The organism is Kribbella sp. VKM Ac-2566 (genome assembly GCF_004366005.1).
GTDB classification, from domain to species: Bacteria; Actinomycetota; Actinomycetes; order Propionibacteriales; family Kribbellaceae; genus Kribbella; species Kribbella pratensis.
Window position 1 is genome coordinate 716,226 of the sequence record NZ_SODT01000009.1, and the last position, 25,020, is coordinate 741,245.

General features: G+C 68.7%; 26 protein-coding genes. 14 read left to right on the forward strand and 12 right to left on the reverse strand.

Annotated elements, in window-relative coordinates; translation table 11 throughout:
* Positions 1-113 precede the first annotated feature (113 nt).
* The 3 genes from EV647_RS14885 (at position 114) to EV647_RS14895 (ending at position 1,678) form a co-directional block, all read left to right on the forward strand.
* The gene (locus EV647_RS14885) at positions 114-818 is read left to right on the forward strand and encodes a M15 family metallopeptidase (protein WP_134003095.1); all 705 of its coding nucleotides are present in this window, start codon (positions 114-116) and stop codon (positions 816-818) included.
* 19 nt (positions 819-837) lie between these two features.
* The gene (locus EV647_RS14890) at positions 838-1,206 is read left to right on the forward strand and encodes a hypothetical protein (RefSeq protein WP_134003097.1); all 369 of its coding nucleotides are present in this window, start codon (positions 838-840) and stop codon (positions 1,204-1,206) included.
* Positions 1,207-1,300: 94 nt separating this feature from the next.
* The gene (locus EV647_RS14895; RefSeq protein ID WP_238177274.1) at positions 1,301-1,678 is read left to right on the forward strand and encodes a pilus assembly protein CpaE; all 378 of its coding nucleotides are present in this window, start codon (positions 1,301-1,303) and stop codon (positions 1,676-1,678) included.
* Between the two features lie 26 nt (positions 1,679-1,704).
* On the opposite strand, the gene EV647_RS14900 is transcribed toward EV647_RS14895, so the two are convergent.
* Positions 1,705-2,415 carry a hypothetical protein gene (locus EV647_RS14900; RefSeq protein WP_134003101.1) on the reverse strand — a complete coding sequence of 237 codons (711 nt, stop codon included), beginning with the start codon at positions 2,413-2,415 and terminating at the stop codon, positions 1,705-1,707.
* A gap of 63 nt (positions 2,416-2,478) precedes the next feature.
* On the opposite strand from EV647_RS14900, the gene EV647_RS14905 reads away from it, so the two are divergent.
* The 6 genes from EV647_RS14905 (at position 2,479) to EV647_RS14930 (ending at position 7,229) form a co-directional block, all read left to right on the forward strand.
* Positions 2,479-3,492: an ornithine cyclodeaminase family protein gene (locus tag EV647_RS14905; protein WP_134003103.1), complete on the forward strand. Its 1,014-nt coding sequence runs from the start codon at positions 2,479-2,481 to the stop codon at positions 3,490-3,492.
* A complete protein-coding gene (locus tag EV647_RS14910) occupies positions 3,492-4,829 on the forward strand; it encodes an aromatic amino acid lyase (RefSeq protein WP_134003105.1) in 1,338 nt (445 codons plus the stop codon). Before EV647_RS14905 ends, EV647_RS14910 begins: the two co-directional genes overlap by 1 nt.
* A 132-nt stretch (positions 4,830-4,961) precedes the next feature.
* Positions 4,962-5,621 (forward strand): hypothetical protein, encoded by a 660-nt coding sequence (locus tag EV647_RS14915; RefSeq protein WP_134003107.1) that lies wholly within the window; start codon positions 4,962-4,964, stop codon positions 5,619-5,621.
* Between the two features lie 77 nt (positions 5,622-5,698).
* Positions 5,699-6,013: a helix-turn-helix transcriptional regulator gene (locus tag EV647_RS14920; protein WP_238177217.1), complete on the forward strand. Its 315-nt coding sequence runs from the start codon at positions 5,699-5,701 to the stop codon at positions 6,011-6,013.
* Complete coding sequence (locus EV647_RS14925) at positions 6,010-6,489, forward strand: SRPBCC domain-containing protein (protein ID WP_166679966.1); 480 nt, start codon at positions 6,010-6,012, stop codon at positions 6,487-6,489. Before EV647_RS14920 ends, EV647_RS14925 begins: the two co-directional genes overlap by 4 nt.
* On the forward strand, positions 6,486-7,229 hold the full coding sequence (locus tag EV647_RS14930; protein WP_134003113.1) for an SDR family NAD(P)-dependent oxidoreductase: 744 nt from the start codon (positions 6,486-6,488) through the stop codon (positions 7,227-7,229). The genes EV647_RS14925 and EV647_RS14930 overlap by 4 nt, the downstream gene beginning before the upstream one ends.
* On the opposite strand, the gene EV647_RS14935 is transcribed toward EV647_RS14930, so the two are convergent.
* The 4 genes from EV647_RS14935 to EV647_RS14950 are packed head-to-tail and all read right to left on the reverse strand — an operon-like array spanning position 7,226 to position 11,492.
* Positions 7,226-8,152 carry an ornithine cyclodeaminase family protein gene (locus EV647_RS14935; protein WP_134003115.1) on the reverse strand — a complete coding sequence of 309 codons (927 nt, stop codon included), beginning with the start codon at positions 8,150-8,152 and terminating at the stop codon, positions 7,226-7,228. The two genes, EV647_RS14930 and EV647_RS14935, sit on opposite strands and share 4 nt — an antisense overlap.
* The gene (locus EV647_RS14940; RefSeq protein WP_134003117.1) at positions 8,152-9,309 is read right to left on the reverse strand and encodes an FAD-binding oxidoreductase; all 1,158 of its coding nucleotides are present in this window, start codon (positions 9,307-9,309) and stop codon (positions 8,152-8,154) included. Before EV647_RS14940 ends, EV647_RS14935 begins: the two co-directional genes overlap by 1 nt.
* Positions 9,310-9,335: 26 nt before the next feature.
* Positions 9,336-10,880 carry an aldehyde dehydrogenase family protein gene (locus EV647_RS14945; RefSeq protein ID WP_134003119.1) on the reverse strand — a complete coding sequence of 515 codons (1,545 nt, stop codon included), beginning with the start codon at positions 10,878-10,880 and terminating at the stop codon, positions 9,336-9,338.
* A 30-nt stretch (positions 10,881-10,910) separates the two neighbouring features.
* Complete coding sequence (locus tag EV647_RS14950; protein WP_202871070.1) at positions 10,911-11,492, reverse strand: hypothetical protein; 582 nt, start codon at positions 11,490-11,492, stop codon at positions 10,911-10,913.
* 87 nt (positions 11,493-11,579) lie between these two features.
* On the opposite strand from EV647_RS14950, the gene EV647_RS14955 reads away from it, so the two are divergent.
* Complete coding sequence (locus EV647_RS14955; protein ID WP_134003121.1) at positions 11,580-12,056, forward strand: DUF1992 domain-containing protein; 477 nt, start codon at positions 11,580-11,582, stop codon at positions 12,054-12,056.
* Here EV647_RS14955 and EV647_RS14960 read toward each other — a convergent pair.
* Positions 12,049-14,139 (reverse strand): thiamine pyrophosphate-dependent enzyme, encoded by a 2,091-nt coding sequence (locus EV647_RS14960; RefSeq protein ID WP_238177218.1) that lies wholly within the window; start codon positions 14,137-14,139, stop codon positions 12,049-12,051. The two genes, EV647_RS14955 and EV647_RS14960, sit on opposite strands and share 8 nt — an antisense overlap.
* 165 nt (positions 14,140-14,304) lie before the next feature.
* Here EV647_RS14960 and EV647_RS14965 point away from each other — a divergent pair, with 165 nt between their 5' ends.
* Positions 14,305-14,955 (forward strand): hypothetical protein, encoded by a 651-nt coding sequence (locus EV647_RS14965; RefSeq protein WP_134003124.1) that lies wholly within the window; start codon positions 14,305-14,307, stop codon positions 14,953-14,955.
* Here EV647_RS14965 and EV647_RS14970 read toward each other — a convergent pair.
* From EV647_RS14970 to EV647_RS14980, 3 genes are read right to left on the reverse strand one after another with little or no spacing between them, the layout of a single operon-like run.
* On the reverse strand, positions 14,952-15,836 hold the full coding sequence (locus EV647_RS14970; protein ID WP_134003126.1) for a Ku protein: 885 nt from the start codon (positions 15,834-15,836) through the stop codon (positions 14,952-14,954). The two genes, EV647_RS14965 and EV647_RS14970, sit on opposite strands and share 4 nt — an antisense overlap.
* 46 nt (positions 15,837-15,882) lie before the next feature.
* On the reverse strand, positions 15,883-16,746 hold the full coding sequence (locus EV647_RS14975; RefSeq protein ID WP_134003128.1) for a hypothetical protein: 864 nt from the start codon (positions 16,744-16,746) through the stop codon (positions 15,883-15,885).
* 19 nt (positions 16,747-16,765) lie between these two features.
* Positions 16,766-17,560: a sigma-70 family RNA polymerase sigma factor gene (locus tag EV647_RS14980; protein ID WP_238175477.1), complete on the reverse strand. Its 795-nt coding sequence runs from the start codon at positions 17,558-17,560 to the stop codon at positions 16,766-16,768.
* Between the two features lie 166 nt (positions 17,561-17,726).
* Here EV647_RS14980 and EV647_RS14985 point away from each other — a divergent pair, with 166 nt between their 5' ends.
* Both EV647_RS14985 and EV647_RS14990 read left to right on the forward strand, forming a co-directional pair.
* Positions 17,727-18,440: an NIPSNAP family protein gene (locus EV647_RS14985; RefSeq protein ID WP_134003130.1), complete on the forward strand. Its 714-nt coding sequence runs from the start codon at positions 17,727-17,729 to the stop codon at positions 18,438-18,440.
* Positions 18,441-18,588: 148 nt separating this feature from the next.
* The gene (locus EV647_RS14990) at positions 18,589-19,509 is read left to right on the forward strand and encodes a serine protein kinase RIO (protein WP_238177219.1); all 921 of its coding nucleotides are present in this window, start codon (positions 18,589-18,591) and stop codon (positions 19,507-19,509) included.
* On the opposite strand, the gene EV647_RS14995 is transcribed toward EV647_RS14990, so the two are convergent.
* From EV647_RS14995 to EV647_RS15005, 3 genes are all read right to left on the reverse strand, one after another.
* On the reverse strand, positions 19,493-20,662 hold the full coding sequence (locus EV647_RS14995; RefSeq protein ID WP_134003134.1) for a prolyl oligopeptidase family serine peptidase: 1,170 nt from the start codon (positions 20,660-20,662) through the stop codon (positions 19,493-19,495). The genes EV647_RS14990 and EV647_RS14995 overlap by 17 nt on opposite strands.
* An 80-nt stretch (positions 20,663-20,742) precedes the next feature.
* The gene (locus EV647_RS15000; protein WP_134003136.1) at positions 20,743-21,279 is read right to left on the reverse strand and encodes a DUF3093 family protein; all 537 of its coding nucleotides are present in this window, start codon (positions 21,277-21,279) and stop codon (positions 20,743-20,745) included.
* A gap of 2 nt (positions 21,280-21,281) precedes the next feature.
* Entirely contained in the window at positions 21,282-22,937 is a 1,656-nt protein-coding gene (locus EV647_RS15005) for an FAD-binding dehydrogenase (protein ID WP_134003137.1), read from the reverse strand.
* Between the two features lie 35 nt (positions 22,938-22,972).
* Between EV647_RS15005 and EV647_RS15010 the strand changes: the two genes are divergently transcribed.
* Positions 22,973-24,829, forward strand: coding sequence for a DUF5107 domain-containing protein (locus EV647_RS15010; RefSeq protein WP_134003139.1), 1,857 nt, complete (start codon positions 22,973-22,975; stop codon positions 24,827-24,829).
* Positions 24,830-25,020: the final 191 nt, after the last annotated feature.

A 25,020-nucleotide genomic window follows, 5' to 3' on the forward strand; every position in this document is an offset into this window, starting at 1 on the left:
AACTTTTGGAGGAGGCTCAGCGTCCGAACTGATACTCAGGGGCTACAGATGGGACGTGAGAACGGTCCCTGGGACCGATGTGCCGCACCGCCCGATCCGAGAGGCTGTACCCCATGAGTCACGACGTGCCGCCGCGCCGGAACACAATGGCGCGGACGCGGTTGCTGTCCGTGATCGGTGTGGTCGGGGTCGGTGCGGTCGCCGGGGCGCTGCTGCTGTGGCACGCGCAGGTCGGTGACGTGCTCGGCCTGGGTGCGGACAAGGAGCCGGTGGTGTCGACGGTCGGCGCGCCCGCGATCGGCGGACCTCCCACCACGACGAAGCTCGTGACGCCGACGCCGTCCCGCCGTACGACGCCGACCGTGCCGCCGAAGACCGCGACGACGCCCTCGAAGAAGTCCACGAAGAAGCCCGCGCCGGTATCTGGTGAGGAGAGCATCGACGGGCTCTCGCCGAAGCTGAAGTCACGGCTGGCGAAGGCGATCGCGGCCGCGAAGGCGGACGGCGTGCGGATCAGCATCACGTCCGGCAGGCGCAGCGCGGCGAAACAGCAGCGGCTGCTGAACGATGCGATCAAGAAGTACGGGTCGTACAAGCTGGCGACCCGTTGGGTGCTGCCGCCGAAGTACTCCGCCCACGTGCAGGGCAAGGCCGTGGACATCGGTCCGGCGGCCGCCATGACGTGGCTGAACAAGAACGGCTGGCGGTACGGCGTGTGCCGCCGGTACGACAACGAACCCTGGCATTTCGAGGCGCTCACAACGCCCGGCACGAAGTGCCCGCCGCGGGAACCGCACGCGGTGGCCAAGGCAGATTGATACAAGGGGGAAAACCGACATGACCATGACCTACGCACAGCCCCTCACCCGGCGCTACACCCGCGCCCGGCTCGCCGTACCCGCCTTGTGGCGCCAGGTGATCCGGACCAGCGACAGGCCCGAGCGCACGACGACCGAGCCGGATCGCTCCGCGCATACGCAGCTGGAGATCTACGACGGCATACTGGCCGCGTTCGAGCGTCGTGACGAGGTGGCAGCGGTACTGCGGGCATCCGCCGACCGTGCGACCGCCGTACGACGTCTGCGCGAGGAGTTCGCCCTCAGCCACCTGCAGGCGAGCGCGCTGATCGACCTGCCGCTCACCACCGAGTGCCGCGACCGCATCGCCCACCGCGCCGAAGAGCTCCGCACCGCCCTCGCACGCTGACCCGCCCCCTCCCACGCGAGCCGCTCTCGGTGGTCGCGGCTCGCGTGGACCTGCGGAGTTTGCGTGCCGTGGGGAGGATGGAGGGGTGATCACGATGGAGCAGGCCGGACGACTGCGCAAGGCCGGGGTGCTGTGGACACCGGCGGCCGGGGATCGTTTCGTCGTACCGGACCGGGACATGGACGACGACGTGTTCGTGGTGAGCGACATGACCGTCGAGGTGCACGACTACCAGGGCAGCAAGGTGATCGGCTTCAACGGCACCACCGAGTGGGCCCTGGACAGCATCGAGCAACGCGAAGTCATCTGGCTTCCGCGCGAGGAGCAGCTCCGCGCTCTCCTCGGCTCGCACTTCAAGTCCCTCGAAGCCACCCCGGACGGCTACAAAGTCACCCTCACCACCAGCACCCACACCTCCGACGACGCCGAACAGGCGTACGCCGAAGCAGTCATCCACCTCCTCGGCGCTTAGGGAAAGCACGTGGTGACGGCCACGATCTAACCCCGTTGGGTTGCCCGCCAGTACTGCTTCTTGTCCTTGTCCTTGACGCTGTAGCCGAGGTTGGCCAGGTCGGTGCGGAGCTCTCGTAGGTCGGCCTTGCCCTTGTCGCCCTGGTCGAAGGCCTTGGAGCGGGCCCGGAGGAGCGCGTTGGCCGCGGGCGAGAGGTCCGGGTCCCCCTCGACCCAGCGGCGGAACTCGGACTCGTGCGGGTCACCGGAGTCCGACCACGGGTAGCCGTGGGCCCGGAACGCTGCCGGGATCCGCCTCGCCTCGGACTTCAGCTGGTCGTGCTTCTCCCGGGCCAGCTCACGCGACGACGCGTCCTGGAGGACGATCTCCTTCCCGTCCAGGAACGCCACCGCGACCTTCGCCCGCGGCACCGTCACGGTCTTCTGGTTCTTCAGGAACTCGACCGACTGGCCGGTGATCGTCACCTTCAAGGTGTCGTCGAGCGCCATCCCGGCCAGCAGTACGCCGGCCACGAGCCCGACGACCACGCAGATCACCACGACCCACCAGCTGTCCCACGCGGCGATCAGCTTCAACGGCCCGTGGAACGGCACCCACTCGCGTCCGGCCGCCCAGTGGGCGATCCGCGGCAGGAAGAATCCGAGCACCAGCCCGGCCAGCGGCAACCCGCCGAACAGCACCGTCTTGTCCGTGGCGGAGTGGCCGATCACCGTGCGATCCGCAGTCGTAGACCCCATGGCCCGAACGTAGCGTGACGGCCTGAAACTAAAGTATCGATCGACGGCAACCGAAGGAGCCACGTGACGGACGGGATCTGGCTGCGCTTCCTCAGCGGCCCCGACATCGATGCGTTGGGGCTGACCCGGCTGGAGATCGTCGACGCCGTGGAGGACGCCGTCCGCGAGCACGGCGAGGGCCGGACGAGCTTCGAACCGCGCATGCACCTGATGCCGAACAACGGCGGCATCGGCCACTTCAACGTCCTTCGGGGGCACCTCGACGGCCTCGGTGAGCACGGGATCAGCGGCGTGAAGGTGGTCGGCGACTTCGTCCCGAACTACCAGAAGGGTCTGCCGAGTGAACTCGCGATGGCGACCCTGTTCGACCCGACCACCGGCGTACCGCTCGCTGTCCTGGACGCGACGATGATCACCGCGGCGCGGACCGGCGCGATGACGACGGTCGGCGCCCGGCACCTGGCCCGCCGGGACAGCAAGATCCTCGCGCACGCCGGCGCCCGCGGTACGGCGTGGTGGAACGTGACGATGCTCGACGACCTTCTCGACCTCGACGAGATCCGGGTGACGTCGCGGCGGCCGGAGTCCCGGGAGAAGTTCGCCGCGGAGCTCTCCGCCGATCTGACCACGCCGGTCCGGGTGTGCGCGACAGCGGAGGAGGCCTTCGACGGCGCCGACGTACTGGTCGAGGCAACTCGTCTCACCGAGCCCGAGCCGCTGCTGCGGACGGCGGCGGTCCGGCCGGGCGCGTTCGTCGTACCGTACGGCACTGTTTCGGCGGTCGAGCTCGACCTGCTCGACGTGATCGACAAGGTGGTTGTGGACGACTGGCGGGAAGCGCAGTCCGGGCGGTTCGGCTCGCTCCGCCGGCACGTGGACAGCGGGCGGCTGTCGCCGGAGACCCTGTACGCCGAGATCGGTGAGATCGTCGCGGGCCGCAAACCCGGTCGCGAGAACGATGCCGAACGCAACCTCTTCTGGCATCGCGGCCTGTCCCTGCTGGACGTCGCGATCGCTCACCTGATCCTCCGCCGAGCGGAAGCCGCCGAAGCCGGCACCATGCTCAGGTTCCACTGATGATCGTCAACGACCCCACTGACCTGGACCCGGCGAGTCCGGAGCCGATCGAGCTGGCACCCGCCCTCCTCGACCGTGTGGCCGCGACCCGCTCCGCGGCCCTTCACACCCTGACATCCGGCAGGCCCGTGTACGGCGTCAACACCGGCATGGGCAACCTGAGCAAGGTCCGCCTGTCGGAAGCCGAGCAGCGGGTCCATCAACGCAATCTCCTGCTGGGTAGAGCGGTCGGCGGCCCGCCCTGGCTCCCGCCCGACGAATCCCGCGCAGTCCTCATCGGCCGCCTGAAAACCTTCCTCACCGGCGACGCAGCAGTCTCGATCGAGCTGATCCACCAGTTGGTTGCTCTCATCAACACCGGCCCGCCGCCGGACATCCCCGCCGAAGGCGCCGGCTCCGCAGGCGAGATCATTCCGCTCGCGCACGCCTTCGCCTCCCTGGATCCCGGTCCCAAGGAAGGCATCGCCTTGCTGGCGGGCATCCCCGGGGCGACCGGCCGAGCCGCGCTCCACGCCACCAGAACGCACCGGTTGGCGGATCAGCTCAGCGCCGTCGCGGCCGGGGCGATCGCAGCTATAGCAGCCAACCGGGATCCGTATCAACAGCTCGCGGCGCGTGGGGACGACCTGCTGGCCGCCGAGTTCGCAAGGCTTCGAGAACTGGCAGGCCCTGAGCCCGAGCCGCGCAGTTTGCAAGCCCCGGTCTCGTTCCGGGTCGCGGGGCACGTGAACGCTCACGTTCGGCGGACCTTGCAGCACTTGGACGACGCCGTGGACCGGGCGTTCGCGGGCGTGACGGACTCCCCGGCGTACCTCGACGGCGACTTCGTCGGCACCGCCGGCTTTCACGGGATCGACCTGGCTGCGCACTGCGACCATCTGACGGCCGCGTTGGCGCACGCAGCCGAGGTCTCGACAGCACGATTGCACCGCCTGCTGGATCCCGGCGTCACCGGCCTCACCGCGCAACTCGCCCGCGAACCAGGCCCGCAAGCCGGTCTGGTCGCCGTTCACAAACGCGCCGTCGCGACCACCCACCGGTTCCGCCGCCTGACGTTGCCTACGGCAATCAGTACGGCGGAGACGTCCAACGGTCAGGAGGACGTGCAGACGTTCTCCTGGGAAGCGGTCGGCAACCTCGGCGAAGCGATCCGCCTGACCCGCGAGACGACCGCGTGCGAACTGCTCGCCGTACGGCAGGCCTTCGCGCTCTCGACCCGCGAGATCCCGGCGGGACTTCAGGACATCATGCGGACGGTCGACGCCGTCGTACCTCCGATCGACGCGGACCGCCCGTTCGGCGAGGACCTGACCAGACTCCTCACCGACGTTCTGTAGCTCTCCTGAGGGTGGGTTGATCGAAAAAGCGAGGCGACACGCGGGCCGTGGCGAAACCGCAAGTAGCCCGGACCGGGTCTGCGTCGTTGGCTTGGTGCGGGGGATCGGCGTCGGCGAGTGGAGGAGTTCTCTTTGAAGCGGTTCGTGGTGCCGCCGAACTGGCCGTCCCCGCCCCGGCGCAGCTGGGTCCCGCCGAAGACCTGGCGCCCGGATCCGTCCTGGCCGCCGGCTCCGGAGGGCTGGAAGTTCTGGGTCGACGGCAAGGGTGAGCCGGTCCTCGGCCCGATCGGCCGGTACGGCGCTCCGTCCCGCCGAGCCGCGTACGCCGCCGCCGCGGCGATGATCGTGTTCGCCGGGGTCAACCTCTGGGCGGTGCTCGTCATCGGCCAGTTCGGAGGATCGGATGATCCGGCGGCGGTGAAGTTCGCCGAGGAATCGCCGTCCGCCGTTCCGGCGGTCAGCTCGACGAGTCCCGTCGTACCGCGGACGACGTCAACGCCGCCGCTGGTGCCACGGACGGTCCTGGTGCCGAGCGAGGGCCCGACCTCCCGGCCGACCCAGCGGCCGACCCAGCGACCGACCCAGCGCCCGACCCGGAAGCCGACCGCGACCAAGACCACCGAGCGGACCACGCCGAAGCCGACCCGCACGACCACCAGCACGGCGACCGCGAGGCCGTCGCTGCCGACCAGTCGCCCGTCGACCCGGGAAGAACTCCTCCGGCAGTACTGCATCGACCGCGGCATCGACCCGGCCTGGTGCGACCCGGCCAACTGGGAGCGAACGCCCTGACGCCCTGTTGACAACCGGGGCGGTCCGCGTCCATCCTTAACCACATGGTTTTGAAACCACTTGGTTATGAAGATGGATTGACAGGCGTCTTCGCGGCGCTCGCCGATCCGACCCGCCGGGCGATCCTGACCCAGCTCAAGCACGGGGACGCGACGGTCGCCGAGCTCGCGGCCCCGTTCAGCATGTCGCAGCCGGCCGTCTCCAAGCACCTGAAGGTGCTCGAGAACGCCGGACTGATCAGCCGCTCGCAACGGGCGACCGCCCGGCTCAGCCACCTCGAGGCTGAACCGCTCCGGACGGCCGTCGGCTGGCTGATGGACTACCGCGCCTACTGGGCGGAGAGCTTCGACCGTCTGGACGACCTGCTCGACGACCTGAAGGGGGAGTCGTGAAGGTCATCGCCGAGCCGGGCGTTCCGCAGGTCGTCATCATCCGGGAGTTCCGGGCGCCGCGGGAGCTGCTGTTCCGCGCGTACACCGAGCCCGACCTGGTGAAGCGCTGGCTGGGTCCGGCCGAACTCGAGCTGGTCGTGAACCAGCTCGACCCGCAGCACGGCGGTCGCTGGCGGTGGACGCAGTACGACAGCGACGGCAAGGGCTATGTGTTCCACGGGCTGTACCACGGGGAGCCGACGCCGGAGCGCATCGTGCAGACGTACGAGTTCGACCATGCACCAGGAACCGTTTATCTGAATCTGATCACCTTCGACGAGGCCGACGGGGTCACCACCCTGACGCAGAACACCGTGTTCTTCGCGGTCGAGGACCGCGACCTGTACGTCGCCGGCGGCATGGAGCGCGGCATCCGCGCCTCGATGCAGCAACTCGACGATCTCGTCACCCAACTGGCAAAGGAGTCCAACTCATGATGCTCAACGACAAGCAGGCAATCGTGTACGGCGCGGCCGGCCCGATCGGCGGCGCGATCGCCAAGGCGTTCGCCGCCGAAGGTGCGACCGTCCATCTCGCCGGACGTACGGCGGAGCGCCTCGAACGGGTCGCGGACGAGATCCGCGCCGCGGGCGGCAAGACCGAGATCGCCGTCGTCGACGCCCTCGACGAACGATCCGTCGACGACCACGCCGCCACGGTCGGCCGGATCGACATCTCGTTCAACCTGATCGGCCACACGCAGTACTTCGGTACGCCGCTGATCGACATGTCCCTCGCCGACGTCGAGGAGCCGGTGCGCAACATGCTGCGCACGTTCTACCTCACGTCCCGCGCGGCCGCCCGGCGCATGGTCGAGCAAGGGTCCGGCGTGATCCTGACGTTCGGTGGGAACGGTGACCCCGTGGCGAACCTCGGCGCCTTCCAGACAGGGTTCGGTGCTGTCGAGGCGATGCGCCGCAGCCTGGCGCGCGAGCTCGGCCCGCACGGAATCAGGGTGATCACGTTGCAGACCAACGGCATCCCGGAATCGAACCCGGACACGTACCCGGAGGACTTCCGCCGCGAGGTAGCCGAACACACCGCCGCCCAGACCATGCTGAACCGTGCCGCCACTCTCGCCGACGTCGCCGCCATCGCGACCTTCGCAGCCTCCGACCAGGCCCGCTCGATCACCGGCACGGCGATCAACCTCACCGCCGGCGCCGTCGTCAACTAACTCAGGAAGTCGACCGTTCGGAAATCGCCCTTCGAGGCCTGGTACACCGGCCAGGCAACCGCGAGGTCCTGCCAAGGCAGTCCAACGGGCGCATACACGGTGACTTCTTCCGCCGACCGGCGACCGGCGGCGACTCCGTTCAGTACGTCGGTCAGCGTCGCGTGAGCCGCATCGGCGGCCAGGCCGACGTTGCCCAAGGCGCCCATTTGTGCGGCGAGGGAGCGGTCGTCGACGATCACACGGGCAGCCGTCAGCAAATCGGCGGACAGCTCCACCTTCCCTGGCTCGTCAGCTCCCAACGTCGTGAGATGCGAACCCGGCCGGACATCGGCCGCGGTGAGCAACGGCTCTCGAGACCAGGTGGCCAGGACGACAACCTCGGCGGCCGCAGCAACCTCCTGCGGGCTGCTCACCACAACACCCGGAATCCCTTGCTGGGCAAGGAATTCCGAGGCCCGCTCCGGTACGACGTCATGCACAACGAGGCGGTCGACTCGGCGGAGGGCAACCAACCCGGCAAGTGTCATCGCTGCCTGCGCTCCGGCACCGATGATGCCGACTGTTCCTGCTGGAGCCAGGGCGTCTGTGGCGAGGGCGGCTGCCAGGCCGGTGCGCCAGGCGGTGATGGTGGAGCTGTCGAGGAGGGCGAGGAGGGTGCCGTCGGTGGTGTCATGGAGACACACCACACCGCGCAGTGCCGGCGTGGCGCCGGGGAACTTGGCGTTGACCTTCACGGTGTACGCCGGGATGCCCGGAATCACGCCCGGCAGCAGCGCTGTCGCAGTACCGGGACCAGGCAGATCAGTGCGGATCCGTAGCGGCTCGATCTCACTGGACTGGAGGAACCCGGCACGTAATGCGTCGAGCACAGCAGGTACGTCGAGCGCCTGCAGGACATCCGACCGGGTGAGGAGAGCTGTCATCAGACGATGTTCCGCTCAGGGCGGACGGTGGACCGGAAGCGGTCGGCGCTCAGCGGAGTGACGTCGACGAACGGTTCCCGGTCCAGGTAGAGGTCGCGAATCACCTCGCCGACAGCAGGCCCCTGCAGGAAGCCATGGCCCGAGAACCCTGTCGCATAAAGGAATCGCGAGATGCTGTCCGCCTCGCCGATCAGGGCGTTGTGGTCGGGCGTGACCTCGTACAGGCCGGCCCAACCGCCGGTCAGCCCGACGTCGAGGAGCGAGGGCGCGCGTCGTGCCATGGCCTCGGTCAGCCGGGGGATCCACGTATCCGTCCGGTTGAGGTGGAATCCGGGCTCCTCGTCGGGATCGGACAGGCCGACGAGGAGCCCGGGCCCCTCGCGGTGGAAGTAGAACGTCGTACCGAAGTCGATCGTCATCGGCAGATCGGCCGGCAGACCTTGGATCGCCTCGGTGACAACGATCTGGCGCCGCAACGGAACCACCGGAAGCTCGACCCCCGCCATCTCGCCGACCTGCGCGGACCAAGCACCTGCCGCACAGATCACCGTCCCGGTCCGGATCTCACCGCGGCTCGTCCGCACCGTCGTCACATGGTTGCCAGCAGCCTCGATCCCCAGCACCTCGCACCCCGTGACCAACCGCGCCCCGAGCCGCCGGGCAGCCGATGCATATCCCAGTACGACGGACTCCGGCGTGCAATGCCCCGCGCTCGGCGAGAAACACGCACCGACCAGCCCGTCCGCCGCAACGACCGGCGCCAGCGCGACCGCCTCGTCAACGGAGACCATCCGCGTCGGGAGCCCCGATCCCTGCTGCAACCTGGTCTGCAGCGCGGTGCTCTCGCGGAAATGCTCGACCTGCTCCGCACTGTCCAGCAAAAACAGGTACCCGACCTGGTGCAGGTCGATCTCCTGCCCGGGCCGCTCACCGAACCGCGCAAACGCCTCGAGACTGCGCGCACCCAGCGCGATGTTCACCTCGTCCGAGAAGTTCGCTCGTACGCCACCGGCCGCCTTGCAGGTGGAGCCCGACCCCAGCTCGTTCATCTCCAGCAACACCACGTCCCGCACGCCGGCCTCGGCCAGGTGGAACGCGATGCTCGTCCCCATCACCCCACCACCAACAACCACCACGTCGGCAACCCCAGCCACCATCAACCTCCTCCAGGTAGATCGAGGGGTCAGGGGAGCTGGTACGTCAGGTCGGCTTCGACCGTCTCGGTGTCCATCTGGGCCTTTTGCAGTTTGCCTGAATAGTCCCAGTTCATGGACTGCCAGCGGGTGAACTGGTCCAGGACCCACATCCCGCTCTGCCGGGAGCCGTTGCCGGACTTCCCGTTCCCGCCGAACGGCAGGTGTGCCTCGGCGCCGGACGTCGAGTTGTTGACGCTCACCATCCCCGCCGAGATCCCCTGCGCGAACCGGAACGCCTTGTTCGGATCGGTCGTGTAGATCGAGCTGGACAACCCGTACCCCGACTTGTTGCCCAGCGCAATCGCCTCGTCCAGCGTCGAGTACGGCGTGACGCCGACGACCGGCCCGAACGTCTCGTTCAGGAACAGTTCGTCGTCCGCCTGCACCCCGGCCACGATCGTCGGGTGGTAGAACAGTCCGGCCGCCGGATCGCCGACGAATCCGGCCCGGGGGCTGTCCGCCGTGACCCGGCCGGTCCGGCCGATCACCCGGTGATGCGCCGCGATCCACCCCAACGACTTCTCGAACCCCGCCGCGAACTTCTCGTCCAGCAACGGCCCGAACAGCACGTCCTGCGTCGGGTCGCCCATCGCCGCGTCCGCGGTCGCCCGCCCGAAGCGGTCCAGGAACTCGTCGTACACGGACCGGTGCACGATCGCCGTCCCCAAGGACGTGCACCGTTGTCCCGCCGTACCGAAGCCGGAGAACAACGCGCCCTCGACGGCCAGGTCCAGCTCCGCGTCCTCGGTGATCACCATCGGGTTCTTGCCGCCGAGCTCCAGGCACGGCGTCTGCAGGTGACGGCCGCACAACTCGCCGATCCGGGTGCCGACCGCGCTCGATCCGGTGAATCCGACCTTGTTGATCAGCCCGGCCTCCAGGGCTTGCTCGAGACCGGTGAACGTGTCCGGCCCGTCGGCGTACACCACGTTGAACACCCCGGCCGGTACGCCGGAATGCGCGAAGATCTCGTAGAACGCGTCCGAGACGACAGCGGAGTACTCCGCCGGCTTCCAGACGACCGTGTTGCCGCAGAGCAGCGCCGGGACGATGTACCAGGACGGGACCGCGACCGGGAAGTTGCCGGCCGTGATCACCGCGACGGTGCCGACCGGTCGGCGGAATGTGAACAACTGCTTGTCCGGCATCTCCGACGGCGCCGTCTGCCCGTACAGCCGTCGGCCCTCGCCGAGGAAGAAGTCGCAGGTGTCGATGATCTCCTGCACCTCGCCCCGCGCCTCACCCAGAGGCTTCCCGATCTCCCGCGTGACGAGCGCGGCGAGCCGCTCCTTGTTGAGAGTCATCAGCCGGCCCGCGTTCGAGATCACCTGGCCGCGTTGCGGCGCCGGGGTCGCGGCCCACGCGGCCTGCGCGGACCGGGCCGCTTCGGCAGCCTGGACGAACACCTCCGGCCCGGCGCTGCCGACCGTCCCGACGACGTCGCTCAGCTGTGCGGGGTTGGTCGACGGAGTACGCCGTACCGCTTCCGCCACTCGTTCGCCACCGACAACGGACAGCACCTCACCGGCCATACGGCTACCTCCTCGTCGTGGGCCTCCACCCTAAGTCGGCGGCGGGATCTTGTGGTCGGGGTAGAGATCCGGGATCGGGATGGGCATCCGCCACAGGCGGGAGTCGGGGTGGATCATGCCGTGCCGGATGGCGACGTACCGGAGCAGGCGGAGCGGGCCCGCGATCAGTACGACGGCCAGTGGCAACTCGACCAGGAGCGCGCTGAGCAGCGCCTGGGTCAGGTCGCCGCCGCGCTGGCTGGTCATCACGTCGAACCAGGCGTCGCAGATCAGCAGGACGCCGGACGCGAACGCCGTCGGGAACACGAACTGCTTGCGTTTCCAGCCGGCCAGCGCGGTCAGCACCAGCATCGTCAGCAACAGGATGTCGAACCCGACCCAGGTCGCGACCCAGTTCCGCGCGACGTAGTGATTGGGCAGGGTGATCGCCAGGTACACGGTCCACGGGATCAGGGCGGCCGCGCAGACCAGCATCAGGACCGTCCGCCACTTGCGGATCCGGTCGATCGTCCGCCGCGACGGCAGCCCGGGTGGCCGCGGCGCGAGCCGCAGGATCAGCTCCCGCCGCTCCTGCGGCGTCATCGCCGCGATCTCTTCGTCGGTCAGCCGCACAGCAGAAGTATGCCTTGTGATTGCATTCACAAGCCAGTATTCTGTTCGGACGGAGAAGCTGTCGATGATGACAGGCGAGGTGTGGCCATGACCAAGCGCAGACCACCGGGCATGAGTAACCAGGAGTGGGTCGAGTCGCAGATCAAGCTCGCTCAGAACCAGGGCGAGTTCGACAACCTGCCTGGTGCCGGCAAACCACTGAAGCTGGCGGACCAGCACGACCCCGACTGGTGGGTGAAGGACTTCATCCGCCGCGAGGACATCGAGGCCGAGGCGTTACTGCCACCGGCCGTCCTGCTCCGCAAGGAGAAGCAGCAGGTCCACGAGAAGGTTCGCGGGATGCGTCGCGAGTCCGAGGTCCGCGAGTACCTCGCCGACCTGAACAAGCGGATCCGGCTCAGCATCCGCGACACCACCGGACCGGTCGTGCCGACGGGCCCGGTGGACGAGGACGTGGTCATCGCCCAGTGGCGGATGGAACGCCCCGCGCGCGAACCGCGTCCGCTGCCCTCCGAGCAGCACCGCCCGAGGAAGAAGTCCCTCTGGCAGCGGCTGTTCAGCTGAGCAGTCCGCGGGCCGCCTTCTCGATGGTCTGTTCGCTGAGCAGTACTTCGTGCGCGGCGGCGCCGAGCGGGACGTACGAGTCGTAGCTCGTGACCCGGGCCAGCCGTCCGGCGTACCCGTGGTCGATCAGCGTGGCCAGGATGCCCTCGGACACGCCGCCGGACCGGCGGGTCTCGTCGGCGACCAGCACCCGCCCGGTGATGTTTGCCTCGCGCAACAAGTCCTCGACCGGCAACGGCGCCAGCCAGCGCAGGTCGAGGACACGGATCCCCGGAACCCGGGCAGCCACCCGCAGGCTCATCGGTACGCCGTTCCCGAACGTGACGATCGTCAGCTCGGTACCGTCGCCGTACGTCCGGCCGCGTCCGATCGGCACCGGCTCGTCGGGGTACGGCGCCAGCCACTGCTCGTCGCCGTCCTCGTACAGGTCCCGCCGGTGGTAGAGGGCGATCGGCTCGAGGAACACGCTGACGGTGCCAGACGACCGGGCCGCCGCCGTACAGGCGTGCAGCATCGCGGCCGCGTCGTCCGGACGGGACGGCGAGGCGATCACGATCCCCGGGATGTCCCGCAGTACGCCGAGTGCGTCGTCGTTGTGGAAGTGGCCGCCGAAGCCCTTCTGGTACCCGTAGCCGGCGATCCGCAGCACCATCGGGTTCGCGTACTGCTCCTGCGAGAAGAACTTCAGCGACGCAGCCTCGCCGCGGAGCTGGTCCTCTGCGTTGTGCAGGTACGCGAGGTACTGGATCTCGGGGATCGGCAGCAGGCCCGAGACGCCGGCGCCGAGCGCGAGCCCCAGGATCGACTGCTCGTCGAGCAGCGTGTCGAAGACGCGGGGCGGTCCGAACGCCTTCTGCAGCCCCCTGGTCACGCCGTACACGCCACCCTTGCGACCGACGTCCTCGCCGAAGACCATCGCCTCCGGGTACGACGCCAGTACGTCGCTCAGCGCGCGGTTGATCGACTGGCTGAGCGTCAAGGGCTCCGCGGTGGGCGTCCGCTGTGGCAGCGCATCGGCGACCGCTTCCGGTGCGGGGAAACGCAGGGGCGCGGCGACGACTTCGGGCGAAGTGAGCTGGGGGAGGCCCGCGACCTCGGCCGCGATCCGGTGCGCCTCGGCGTGCTTCTCGTCGTACAGGTCGATGATCTCGTCGGCGCTGTAGCCGGCTCCGAGCAGGTAGCGCGCCGTACCGAGCAGCGGGTCGAGCTCCTCGTCCGCGGCCAGCTCCGCCGGGGACCGGTACGCCGCCTCGACGTCGGAACCCGCATGGCCGAGCAGGCGAACCGTCCGCAACCGCAGGAACGCCGGGCGCCGGTTCCGCCGTACGAACGTGGCCGCCTCGGTCGCCATCGACAGGGCCGCGTCCAGATCGGTGCCGTCCGCGTCGAAGTACCGCAGGCCGGGGCGCGAGCCGTACGCCTGCCGGATCCAGCCGTCCGGGGTGCGCACGCTGATCCCGATCCCGTTGTCCTCGCAGACCAGCAGCAACGGCATCGGCAGACCCTGGTACGACGCGTGCAGGGCAGCGTTGATCGCACCGGTCGCGGTCGAGTGGTTCGCGGACGCGTCGCCGAAGCTGGTCACCACGATCGCGTCGGACGGCCACGGGGACGGTACGCCGAGCTTCGCCGACCGGTTCATCGAGAACGCGACGCCCATCGCCCGCGGCAGGTGGGAGGCGATCGTCGACGTCTGCGGGATCACCGACAGCTCGTGCCGGCCGAACACCTTGTGCCGGCCGCCCGCGATCGGCTCGCTGGTCGCCGCGGCGACACCGAGCAGGATGTCGCGCAGGCCCTCCTTCGAGCCGCACTGGGCGGCGCGGGTCAGGTAGAAGGCGCCGGACCGGTAGTGCAGGAGGGCCGGGTCGGTCGGCTCCAGGGCGGCGGCGACGGCCGCGTTGCCCTCGTGACCGGCCGAGCCGATCGTGTAGAAGCCGGTGCCCTGGGACTGCATCCAGCGGGCCGCGAGGTCCGCGTGCCGGCTGCCGAGCTGAGCGTCGTACAGGCCGCGGAGCAGGTCTGCGTCGTGCTCCCACGTGGCTGGGGCGAGGCCGCGGACGCGTTCGGCGAAGGTCCTCATTTCATCCATGATCCGGGATCGCCCCGCCGAACACAGCTCCGCCCACGAGTTGAACACGTCACCCCGGCTCGTCCTCCGGCGCCCGGGGAACCGCGCTTGGGGGTTGTTCGTTCTAGCGGGGAGGGGGACTCTGTGGGGTGTGGTGACGGTGAGTGAGCCTTGGTGATGCAGCTTTCCTGGGTACGGCGGGTGGGGATCGCGGCCGGTCTCGGAGTCGGGACAGCCGGCGCGCTTGCGGGCGTCCTCCTGCTCGGTCCGCTCGCCGCGTCGCTCCTGCTGCTCGTGGTGTTCGTGCTGGTCTGGCCGCTGGCTGCGGTGGTGCGGCACGTGACGGACGATGCGCCGTACAGCTCGGCGGCCCTGGTCGCGGGCGCGGCCGCCGCAGCGGTGTTGTGCCTGCCGGGCCTGGTGCGGTTGCTCGCGTGGGGCGCACTCGGGCTGGTGTCGGCGCTGATCCTGGCCGCACTGTTCGTGCTGATCGATCTCGCCGTACCCGATCGGGTCCCGCGCCTGCGCCCGTCGCGTAGGCAGCGCAAACTGGTCCGTCTGACCGAGACGCAGCTTGCGGCGGACGAGCAGCTGATCGCGTCGCTGCAGTGTCCGCTCTCCATCGAGGAGCTCTGCGGAGTCTGGTCCGAGACCGCCACTCAGCTGACCCAGGGCGCCGATCCGCGCGACCGGCAGGCGGTCGCCGAGGTGCGCCGGATCTGCCTCGACGAGTTCGAGCGCCGCAACCCCGACGGCTTCAACCGCTGGCTGGACGCCGGCGCACCGGCCAACCCCGGCCGCTACCTCCTGGGCAACAGCAACAACTAGGCAGCCTTCTTGCTCCGGCTGGTCTTCTTGGCCGCGGTCTTCTTCGCCGCGGTCTTCTTGGCTGTCGTCTTCTTTGTCGTGGTCTTCTTCTTCGCTCCGCGGGCCTTGCGGGCCTCCTCGACGCTGGCGCGCAGGGCGGCGACCAGGTCGGTCGGGTTCGTCGCCTGCGGCTCCTCCTCGGAGTAGACGACCTCCTTGCCCTGATGCTTGGTCTTGACCAGTTCCTTGACCCGCTCGGTGTAGGTGTCCTGGTACGACGCCGGCTTCCACTCGCCGCTCATCGCCTCGATCAGGTCGACCGCCATCGACAACTGCTTGCCGGCGCCGGCCTTGCGCGGCAGATCGCCGAGCTCCTCGTCCGGGTCGCGGATCTCGTCGGCGAAGAACATGGTCTCGAGCACGAGGACCTTCTCGTCGGCCCGGATCGTCGCCAGGTACTCCTTGCCGCGCATCACGAACTTCGCGATCCCGGCGCGGTTCGTCTTCGCCAGCGCGTCGCGCAGCAAGGCGTACGACGAGGCGTTCTCGGCATCGGACGGGCCGAGGTAGTAGCTCTTCTGGAAGTGCATCGGGTCGATCTCGTCCAGATCCACGAACGTGTCGATCTCCAGCGAGCGGGACTTGCCCGGCGCGATGTCGTCGAGCTCCTCGGGCTCGACGATCACGTACTCGCCGCCGCCGACGTCGTGACCCTTCACGATCTTGTCGTACGGGACCTCGCGGCCGGTGCGTTCGTTCACGCGCTTGTACCGGATCCGGTCCGAGGTGCCCTTCTGGAACTGGTGGAAGTCGATCTCGTGTTCCTTGGTCGCGCTGTACATCCCGACCGGTACCGAGACCAGTCCGAAGTTGATGTACCCGCTCCAGATCGCCCGTGCCATCGCCAGCTCCTTCCGGTACTCCTGGTCGCCCCGGCCGGTACCCAGTTCAGAGCCGGTTGTAGCGCTTCCGGGCCTCGCGGCTCTCCTTCTGGGCGTCGCGGGCGGCTCGGCGGGCCTCGTCGAGTTCGGCGCCGATGCTGTGGACCCGGGCCTGGGCCTCGGAGAGTGCCTCGCGGGCGTTGTCGAGCTGGGTGTCCAGCTCCTCGACCCTCGCCTCAGCGGCCTGGGCGGCCGCGACTGCCTCCTCGAACGCCTGTTTGGCCAGGGCGCGCTCCGCCGCCTCGCGTTCGTCCTCCTCCGCCTGCTTGCGCTTGGCTGCCGCGCGCTCTTCCTCGGCGGTCTCGGTCTCCGCTCGTTGGGCCTTCCGCCGGTCGCGGGCGGCCTGGCGGCGTTCGTCGGTGAGCGGGGTGACGTTGGACGGTTCGCCGTTCTCGTCGACGACGCCGAAGCCGACGTGCCGCAGCGCGCTGCTCAACCGGCCCTCGCGTACGGCGTCGCCCGCGGCCGGATCCACCAGCGCGGCATCCAGCGTCTCGCGCAGCTTCTGGCCGACGTCCGCGCTGACTTTCTGGCCCTCCTTGGCGGCCAGCCGGGCGGCTTCCTTGGACAGCTTGTCCAGGAGCCGGTGACGCTTCGGCGTCAGCTCCCGCAGCCGCTCGCCGTCGAGATCGGCAGTCGCCTCCCGGAACTCGTCGCCGAGCGCGAGCAGGTCGTCCAGCTCGTCGGGCAGCTTGCGGGCCACCAGGTTCGCGAGCCAGGCCGCGACCGTCGGCTTGCGCAGTGCCTTCAGCCGGGTCGACCCGATCGCGTCGCCGTCGGCCTTCAGCTGCTTGGCCAGCTCGTTGCGAGTAGCAATGAAGTCGGCCGCCGGCGCCGCATAGACCGCATCGGCCGCCTCCTCGAAGTCCACGAAGGCGACGCTACCCGAATCAGCCGCCGCTCGGGCCCCGTTGCACGGCCAGTTCGGCGCGGAGGGTTTCGAGGATGCCGCGGAGCAGGCGGGAGACCTGCATCTGGCTGACACCGAGTTCCTGGCCGATCTCCTCCTGGGTGAAGCCGTTGCAGAACCGGAGCTGGAGGATGCGCTTGTCCCGCTCACCGAGGTTCGCGACCGCCGGTGTCAGGGTGTGGACGTTCTCGACCAGGTCGTAGCCGTCCTCGGCGTCGGCGACCGTCTCCAGCAGGCTCGTCCCGCCGTCCGACGTACCGGGCGCGTCCAGCGAGAGCGTGCTGAAGCAGCCGCGGACCGAGACGGCCTCGGCGACCTCGGACGGATCGGTGCCGAGCGCCTCCGCGGTCTCCTCGTCGGTCGGCACGTGACCGAGCCGCTGGATCAGCTCAGGCTCCGCGGCGGCGATGTTGCCCTGCATCTCCTGGACCCGGCGCGGCGGCCGGATCGTCCAGGCGCAGTCCCGGAAGTACCGTTTCAGCTCACCGCGGATCGTCGGTACGGCGTACGACAGGAACGCCGTCGACGCCTCCAGTTTGTAGCCGTTGACGGCCTTCACCAGGCCGAGGTACGCGACCTGCTCGAGATCGTCGGCGTCGACGCCCTTGCTGCGGTACCGCGAGGCGATCGATCTCGCCACCGGCGCGTTCAGGAGGACGACCTCGTCGAGGCACGCCTGGTGCCGGGGATCCGGGACCCTGTCCGCCTCGAGCAGCAGCTCGTGGGTGGCGTCGGCGATGGTCTGCTTGGTGCGTTCTGCAGTTGCGATCGTCACGGGAGATACCTCGTCGTGTCGTCGTACATGCTCGGTGGCAGGGGCTGAACCACTAGCTCCACCAGATCAAACTCGGCCCGAGCTTTCAAGTACCCGACTGTTACGGGTGCTTGAAACGCTTGTCGCCTGACAGTAACTGTCAGGTTTCAGTGGTTTGCTCGCATTCATGAACGAGTGTTGCGCCGTCGTCGACCTGCGCCAGTACACGCTGCGCCCCGGCCAACGGGACGACCTGATCGAAGTCTTCGACACCTACCTCGTGGAGGGGCAGGAACAGACCGGTATGCACATCGTCGGTCAGTTCCGCGATCTGGACGACCCGGATCGGTTCGTCTGGATCCGCGGATTCCGCGATCTGCCCGCGCGGGCGGACGCGCTGAACGCGTTCTACTACGGCCCGGTCTGGCGCGCGCACGCCGCGGCGGCGAACGCGACGATGATCGACTCGGACAACGCCCTGCTACTGAAGCCTGTCCGCCTCGAGGCCGGCTACCCGGCGCTCGACGCGCCGCGACCGGACGAGCCTGCGACTTCGGTGGTCGGTGGCGCGGTCTACCATCGCGGTGCCGAGGACGACGGGTTCGTCGAGTTCTTCACCGATCAGGTCGCGCCCGTGCTCACCGCGACCGGGGCCGCGCCGGTCGCGGTCCTCCAGAGTTTGGTTGCCGAGAACAACTTCCCGCAGCTGCCGTTGCGGGACGAGGTGGTGCTCGCCTGGTTCGCGCGGTTCGCCGACGACACGGCGTACGACGACCATCGCCGGCGGCTCGCCGACTCGCGCGTCTGGCAGCAGCGGGTGCTCCCCGAACTGGTCTGCCGGTCTGCGAAACCGGTGCAGGAGCTGCGCCTGCGCCCGACTGCGCGATCGCAGTTCCGGTAAATACGTTGCGGGGCCCGGAGCGGGCGGGCATCCTGGGTTGACCGAGCGGCGGCGAACGCTGCCTGGACTAAGGAGGGCTGACGGATGGCCATCACTGTGCTGCGGCATGTCCGCGTCAGTTCACCTTCTTTGTTCAGGAGCACACCCGTTGTCTGCAGAGTACGAACTCACATCTGATTTCTCCGACCTCGACTCGCGCTGGGCAGATCTGGCCCGTGACGAGTCCCAACCGGATCCGTCCGACGCCTTCGTCTTCAAGTTCCACTCCGTGGACGAGGAACTGGGACCGGATCAGCGGTGGTCCACCTGGCTGGACGTCGAGCGCGGCTCTCGCGGGCCTGATCCCCGCCCGGAGTGGGTGGTGACGGAACAGGCCGCGATCGATACCGAGCTCGGCGTCCTCAAAACCGGTAAGGAAGCCGACGTCTTCCTGGTCGAACGGGCCGTCGAAGCCATCGGCGACAACCCGGCGAAATCCTCGCTGCTGGCCGCGAAGCGGTACCGCACCGAGGAGCACCGGTCCTTCCACCGCAGTACGTCGTACGTCGAAGGACGCCGTACCCGCAACAGCCGCGACAGCCGGGCGATGCACAAGAAGACCGCGCACGGCCGCAGTGTCGCGGCCGGGCAGTGGGCGTACGCCGAGTGGGACGCCCTCAACCGGTTGTGGAAAGCCGGCGTCCCGGTGCCGTACCCCGTCCAGGTGGACGGCACCGAGCTGCTGATGGAGTTCATCGACGACGGTGAGGGCGGTGCCGCGCCACGGCTCGCCCAGGTCCGCCCGTCGAAGGAACTGCTCGGTCAGTACTTCGAGCAACTCCGCGGCGGGATGCGTGAGCTGGCCCGGGCCGGGCTGGCGCACGGCGACCTCTCGCCGTACAACGTCCTCGCCCAGGGGGAGCGCATCGTGATGATCGACCTGCCGCAGGTGGTCGACATCGTCGGCAACCCGAAGGGCATGGACTTCCTGCTCCGCGACTGCCACAACATGGCCGCGTGGTTCACGAACCGCGGGCTGGACGTCGACGAACAGGAACTGTTCGCCGACCTCCTCACGATGGTGTTCTGATTGCCTTCTGCAGCAGGGGGACGAGTGGGACCAGTTGGTCGGGGTAGGTGTCGACGAGGCCGTCGACGTGGTTGCCTGCCTCGACCCGCTGGTACGTGTGCAGGCCGGTGCCGCGGGCCATCTCGGCGTACACGTCGGAATCCTGGGTGATCGGGAGCAGACTGTCGTACGTGCCCTGGATGGTGATGAGCGGCTTCTTGACCTTGCCGGTGAGCGCGATCCGCTTGATCGCCCGGTGCGCCTCGGGCCGCTGGGCGTAGTCGTAGTCGGCTTCGCTGCCGGTGTACGTCGGGTCGAGCTCGGCCGCGTAGATGCGCTGGGTCAGCTTCCAGTAGACCGTGTAGTGGTAGTCCCAGAGGAAGTCCGAGCGCGGATCGAAACCCGCCGCGACGATCGCAGCCGGGTCGTGCCGCTCGTAGCCCTTGATGGCCGGAGGCAAGTACGTGAGGAGGTTCGGTCCGTCGGCCGTCCACAGCGTGCCTTCGAGGTCTACGCCGCGGGTGAAGAGTTCGGGGTGGTTCTCGAGTTGCCAACGGACCAGGTAGCCGCCGTTCGAGATCCCCGCGGCGATCACCTCGCGTGCCGGGTGACCGTAGTGCTGCGAGACCGTGGCGCGGGCGGCTCGCGCGAGTTGCGTCGTACGGACGTTCCATTCGACGATCGCATCGCCGGGACGTAGCCCGTCGGTGTAGAACGCGGCGCCGGTGTTGCCCTTGTCGGTCGCGGCGTACGCGTATCCCAGTGAGAGCACGTAGTCCGAGATCGCCTTGTCGTTCGCGTACTGCGCTCGCACGCCGGGTGATCCGGACACGACGAGTCCGCCGTTCCATGTCCGCGGCAGCCGGATCACGAACTGCGAGTCGTGGTTCCACCCGTGGTTGGTGTTGGTGTGCGAGTTGTCCGGGAAGTACCCGTCGACCTGCACCCCCGGTACGCCGGACTGCTGCGGCAGACCCGAGTGCGTGAGGCCCGCGTAGTCCGCGGGATTCGTGTGACCCGACGCGACCGTGCCGGCCGTGGTCAGGTCGTCCAGATGGGCGACCTGTTGATACTCGGCACCCGGAACGCGCACCGGTCGATGGGCATTCGCCGGCGTAGTCATGAGACCCGAGAGCAGCAGGACAGCGGCGGACAAGGCGAGGAAGCGGCGCATGCCGTCACGTTAGAAGCCGCCTCCTTCGCCGGGTATGGGCTGACGACCTATAGCTCGCCCTACCGACCTGGCGTCAGGTACTACTCGCGCTGGTCGACTGCCGTGACCAGTCCGATCACAAGACCGCGCCAGTCGCGCGCGGGAATGCAGACTCTTTCGAGCCCTCCTGTGCGGTCGTTGCGAATGTCGAGGGTGACGAGGTCGTCCGCCCCGGTCGCGCCGTACGAACCGCCGAGCAAGCGCCCGCGGCGCTTGTCGGCCAGCCTTTCGGGGGCGATCTCCGGGGCCCCGACGCGGGCGGCACGCTCCGGGTCGGCCCTGGTCGCGAGCAGCTGTACCCAGTCGCGGTCGATCGCCGCCAGCGGGATCTGGTCCGTCCCCACTCGCAGCCGTTCCCGGGTCACGGTCACGGTGCCGCGCCAGGTGAGCATCGCCAGACTGAGCAGCCAGATGCCGAACACCCCAGCTGGGCCGAAGATCGCCAGGCCCACCTGGGTGCGGCTGAGCTCGACCTTGGACGTGAGCAACAGACCGGTGGTCGCCAGAACCCAGAGCACCACCGGCAGCAGCCACATTCGGCGCGACACCGGCCGGTGCCGGTAGATCACGTCGGCCACTCTCAGGACACCGCTTTCGCGGCTGCGCGTCCCGCCGTACGGCCGGTGAACAGGCAACCGCCGACGAAGGTGCCTTCGAGCGATCGGTAGCCGTGGACGCCGCCGCCACCGAAGCCGGCGACCTCACCGGCGGCGTAGACACCGGGGAGTGGGGTGCCGTCGGTACGCAGTACGCGCGACTCCAGATCGGTCTGCAGACCGCCGAGGGACTTGCGGGTCAGGATGTTCAGCCGTACGGCGATCAGCGGGCCGGCCTTCGGGTCGAGGATCCGGTGCGGCGACGCGACCCGGATCAGCTTGTCGCCACGGTAGTTGCGGGCCCCACGCAGCGCGGTGATCTGCAGGTCCTTGGTGAACGTGTTGGTCAGCTCCCGGTCCCGCGCGACGATCTGCCGCTCGAGGTCGTCGAGCTTGATCAGGTTGTCGCCGGTCAGGTCGTTCATCCCCCGGACCAGGTCCGGAAGGTTGCCGCGGACAACGAAGTCGGCGCCCTTGTCCATGAACGCCTGTACGGGTGCCGTTGCTCCTCCGCGGGCCCGGCCGAGTACGCCCCTGACGTCCTTGTTGGTCAGGTCCGGGTTCTGCTCCTGGCCGGAGAGCGCGAACTCCTTCTCGATGATCTTCTGGGTCAGCACGAACCACGTGTAGTCGTACCCGGTCGTCATGATGTGCTCGAGCGTCCCCAGCGTGTCGAACCCGGGGAACAGCGGCACCGGCAGCCGCTTGCCGGTGGCATCGAACCACAGCGACGACGGCCCGGGCAGGATCCGGATGCCGTGCATCGGCCAGATCGGGTCCCAGTTCTGGATGCCTTCGGTGTAGTGCCACATCCGGTCGCGGTTCACGTAGCGGCCGCCGGCCCGCTCGGTGATCGCGAGCATCCGCCCGTCCACATGCGCCGGTACGCCGCTGATCATCCGCTTCGGCGGCTCGCCCATCCGCTTCGGCCACTGCGAGCGGACCAGGTCGTGGTTGCCGCCGATCCCGCCGGACGTGACGATCACCGCCTGCGCGGTCAGCTGGAAGTCGCCGACCTCGGTCCGCGAGCTCGACACGCCACGCAGTACGTCGCTGGGCTCGAGCACCTTGCCCGCGACGCCGTCGACCACACCGCCCGTCACCGTCAGCTCGTCCACCCGGTGCCGGAACCGGAACTCGACGAGCCCCTTCCCGACGGCCTCTCGCACCCGGCGCTCGAACGGCGCGACCAGGCCCGGACCGGTGCCCCACGTGATGTGGAAGCGCGGCACCGAGTTCCCGTGGCCGTCCGCGTTGTACCCGCCCCGCTCGGCCCAGCCGACGACCGGGAAGAACCGCACGCCTTGCGCGTGCAGCCACGGACGTTTCTCGCCGGCCGCCCAGTCGACGTACGCCTCCGCCCACTGCCGCGCCCACTTGTCCTCGTCGTCCAGCCGGTCGAACCCGGCCGAGCCGAACCAGTCCTGCATCGCCAGCCCGTGGGAGTCCTTGATGCCCATCCGGCGTTGTTCGGGAGAGTCGACGAAGAACAGGCCGCCGAACGACCAGAACGCCTGGCCGCCGAGCGACGCTTCGGGTTCCTGGTCGAGCAGCAGTACCTTCCGGCCCGCGTCGGCCAGTTCGGCGGTCGCGGCCAGTCCGGCCAGCCCCGCCCCGACGACGATCACATCAGCGTCCATGGCGACATGTATAGCGCACTTGGGATCATGGGGCAGTGACGATCCTTTCTGTTCAAAACGTCGTACTTCCTGCAGCTTCGATCGGTCCGGAGAACCCGCTCGCACCGCTCCGGACCCAGCGCGAGCCGCACCACGTCGAGAACATCGCCGAGCTCCCCGCCGACCTGCGGGAGAACATCGAGTACGGGCGCCTGCACAGCCCGCTGCCGTGCCTGAACCAGGACGGCTACGACCGCACCCTCGTGGAGACAGCGCTGCCTGCTCTGGTGCTGGAGAACGACCACGTCCGTGCGACCGTTCTGCCCAGCCTCGGTGGAAGGTTGTACTCGCTCGTCCACAAGGGGACCGAGCTGCTCTACTGCAACCCGGTCTTCCAGCCCGCGAACCTCGCGCTGCGCAACGCCTGGTTCGCAGGCGGCGTCGAGTGGAACGTCGGAAGCACCGGCCACTGGACCGGGACCTGCGCACCGATGCACGCCGCCCGCGTCGAAGGCCCGGACGGTACGCCGGTCCTGCGGCTGTGGGAGCTCGAACGCACCCGCAACCTCGTCACCCAACTCGACTTCTGGCTGCCGGAGGACTCGGAGTTCCTGTACGTCGGCGTACGGCTGCAGAACCCGTCCGACGCCGAGGTCCCGGCGTACTGGTGGTCGAACATCGCAGTACCGCAGTCGCCGGACCGCCGCGTCCTCGTACCCGCGGACCAGGCCTGGCAGTTCGGGTACGGCAGCCGACTGGACCTGGTCGACGTGACTACGGATCTGACCTATCCGATGCGGCACCCGCGCGCCATCGACTACTTCTTCGAACCGCTGCCGGACGAACGCTCGTGGATCGCGTCCGTGGACGGCTCCGGCAACGGCCTCGTGCAGGCGTCGACTGAACGGCTGCAGGGACGCAAGCTCTTCGTCTGGGGCCAGGGCGACGGTGGACACCGGTGGCAGGAGTGGCTGTCGCCCGGGCTGGAGGGCGATGGGTACGCCGAGATTCAGGCCGGGCTCGCGCGCACACAGATGGAGCACCTGAAGCTGCCTGCCGGGACTTCATGGCACTGGCTGGAGGCGTATGGACGTCTCTCGATGGACGCCGGTGTTGCGCACTCCCAGGACTGGAAGACAGCACGCGCCGGGGGAGCAGCAGCGCTGGAACCGTTGCTTGATGGGCTGCGTGGGAGGGAGCAGGCGTGGTTGGGGGTTGTTGATGCTGCGCCGGTCGAGCGGCTCGCGGTCGGATCAGGGTGGGGTGCGCTGGAGCTCAAGCGGACCGGTTGGAGCGTCTCGGACGGTACGCCGTTCAGCGAGGACACGATGACGTCCCGCGAGCAGGCGTGGCTGCCGTTGCTCGACGGGCAGCTGCCGGCGGTTGACGCCGTACCGGACGGGACTCTGGTGGCGTGGCGGGACCTGCTGGAAGCGGCCGAGGACAACTGGCTCGTCTGGTACCACCGGGGCGTCGCGCGGCACTACGACGGTGACGTCGACGGTGCGATCGAGGCGTGGCGGGAGTCTGGGGAGAACGCGTGGGCGCTACGCAACCTCGGTCTGGTCACGGGAGGGCTGGAGTACTACGAGCGCGCCGTCGAGCTCCTGCCCGACCTGGTGCCGCTGGTCGTGGAGGCGGTCGCGGCCGCGCTGGACACCGACGTGCAGCGGGCGGAGCGGATGCTCGAGCACGCGCCTGACGACCCGCGGATCCAGCTGCTGCGTGTCCGGCACGCACTGGAGACCGGTGACCCGGCCACAGCGCACGACCTGCTCGCTGCAGGGATCCAGCTCGCCACGGTTCGGGAGGGTGCGAACCCGCTCACCGACTACTGGCTGGCCGCGGAGGAGGCACTTGGCACACAACGGCCGGTTCCGCCGCAGTACCAGTTCGGAATGGGCGGAAACTGACAACTTCAGGTCAACTCTACCTCTAGAAACACCGCTCCACCGGACTCTACTATGGTCCTGTAGAAAGGTTTTTGTACTTACCTGGAACCAAGTGGAATCCGGTGGCGTCTCACCGGATGAGCGGCAAACGCCGCGCAAGGGCAGTTTCGACAAACGACCGCGTCGCTCGCGGGCGACGCGTCGGGGGTGAG

Excerpts from the sequence above, each read along its gene's own strand:
- EV647_RS14885 (WP_134003095.1), top strand. The coding sequence starts at position 114 with ATGAGTCACGACGTGCCGCCGCGCCGGAACACAATGGCGCGGACGCGG.
- EV647_RS14890 (WP_134003097.1), top strand. The coding sequence starts at position 838 with ATGACCATGACCTACGCACAGCCCCTCACCCGGCGCTACACCCGCGCC.
- EV647_RS14895 (WP_238177274.1), top strand. The coding sequence starts at position 1,301 with ATGGAGCAGGCCGGACGACTGCGCAAGGCCGGGGTGCTGTGGACACCG.
- EV647_RS14900 (WP_134003101.1), bottom strand. The coding sequence starts at position 2,415 with ATGGGGTCTACGACTGCGGATCGCACGGTGATCGGCCACTCCGCCACG.
- EV647_RS14910 (WP_134003105.1), top strand. The coding sequence starts at position 3,492 with ATGATCGTCAACGACCCCACTGACCTGGACCCGGCGAGTCCGGAGCCG.
- EV647_RS14930 (WP_134003113.1), top strand. The coding sequence starts at position 6,486 with ATGATGCTCAACGACAAGCAGGCAATCGTGTACGGCGCGGCCGGCCCG.
- EV647_RS14935 (WP_134003115.1), bottom strand. The coding sequence starts at position 8,152 with ATGACAGCTCTCCTCACCCGGTCGGATGTCCTGCAGGCGCTCGACGTA.
- EV647_RS14940 (WP_134003117.1), bottom strand. The coding sequence starts at position 9,309 with ATGGTGGCTGGGGTTGCCGACGTGGTGGTTGTTGGTGGTGGGGTGATG.
- EV647_RS14945 (WP_134003119.1), bottom strand. The coding sequence starts at position 10,880 with ATGGCCGGTGAGGTGCTGTCCGTTGTCGGTGGCGAACGAGTGGCGGAA.
- EV647_RS14955 (WP_134003121.1), top strand. The coding sequence starts at position 11,580 with ATGACCAAGCGCAGACCACCGGGCATGAGTAACCAGGAGTGGGTCGAG.
- EV647_RS14960 (WP_238177218.1), bottom strand. The coding sequence starts at position 14,139 with ATGAGGACCTTCGCCGAACGCGTCCGCGGCCTCGCCCCAGCCACGTGG.
- EV647_RS14965 (WP_134003124.1), top strand. The coding sequence starts at position 14,305 with ATGCAGCTTTCCTGGGTACGGCGGGTGGGGATCGCGGCCGGTCTCGGA.
- EV647_RS14970 (WP_134003126.1), bottom strand. The coding sequence starts at position 15,836 with ATGGCACGGGCGATCTGGAGCGGGTACATCAACTTCGGACTGGTCTCG.
- EV647_RS14985 (WP_134003130.1), top strand. The coding sequence starts at position 17,727 with ATGAACGAGTGTTGCGCCGTCGTCGACCTGCGCCAGTACACGCTGCGC.
- EV647_RS14995 (WP_134003134.1), bottom strand. The coding sequence starts at position 20,662 with ATGCGCCGCTTCCTCGCCTTGTCCGCCGCTGTCCTGCTGCTCTCGGGT.
- EV647_RS15005 (WP_134003137.1), bottom strand. The coding sequence starts at position 22,937 with ATGGACGCTGATGTGATCGTCGTCGGGGCGGGGCTGGCCGGACTGGCC.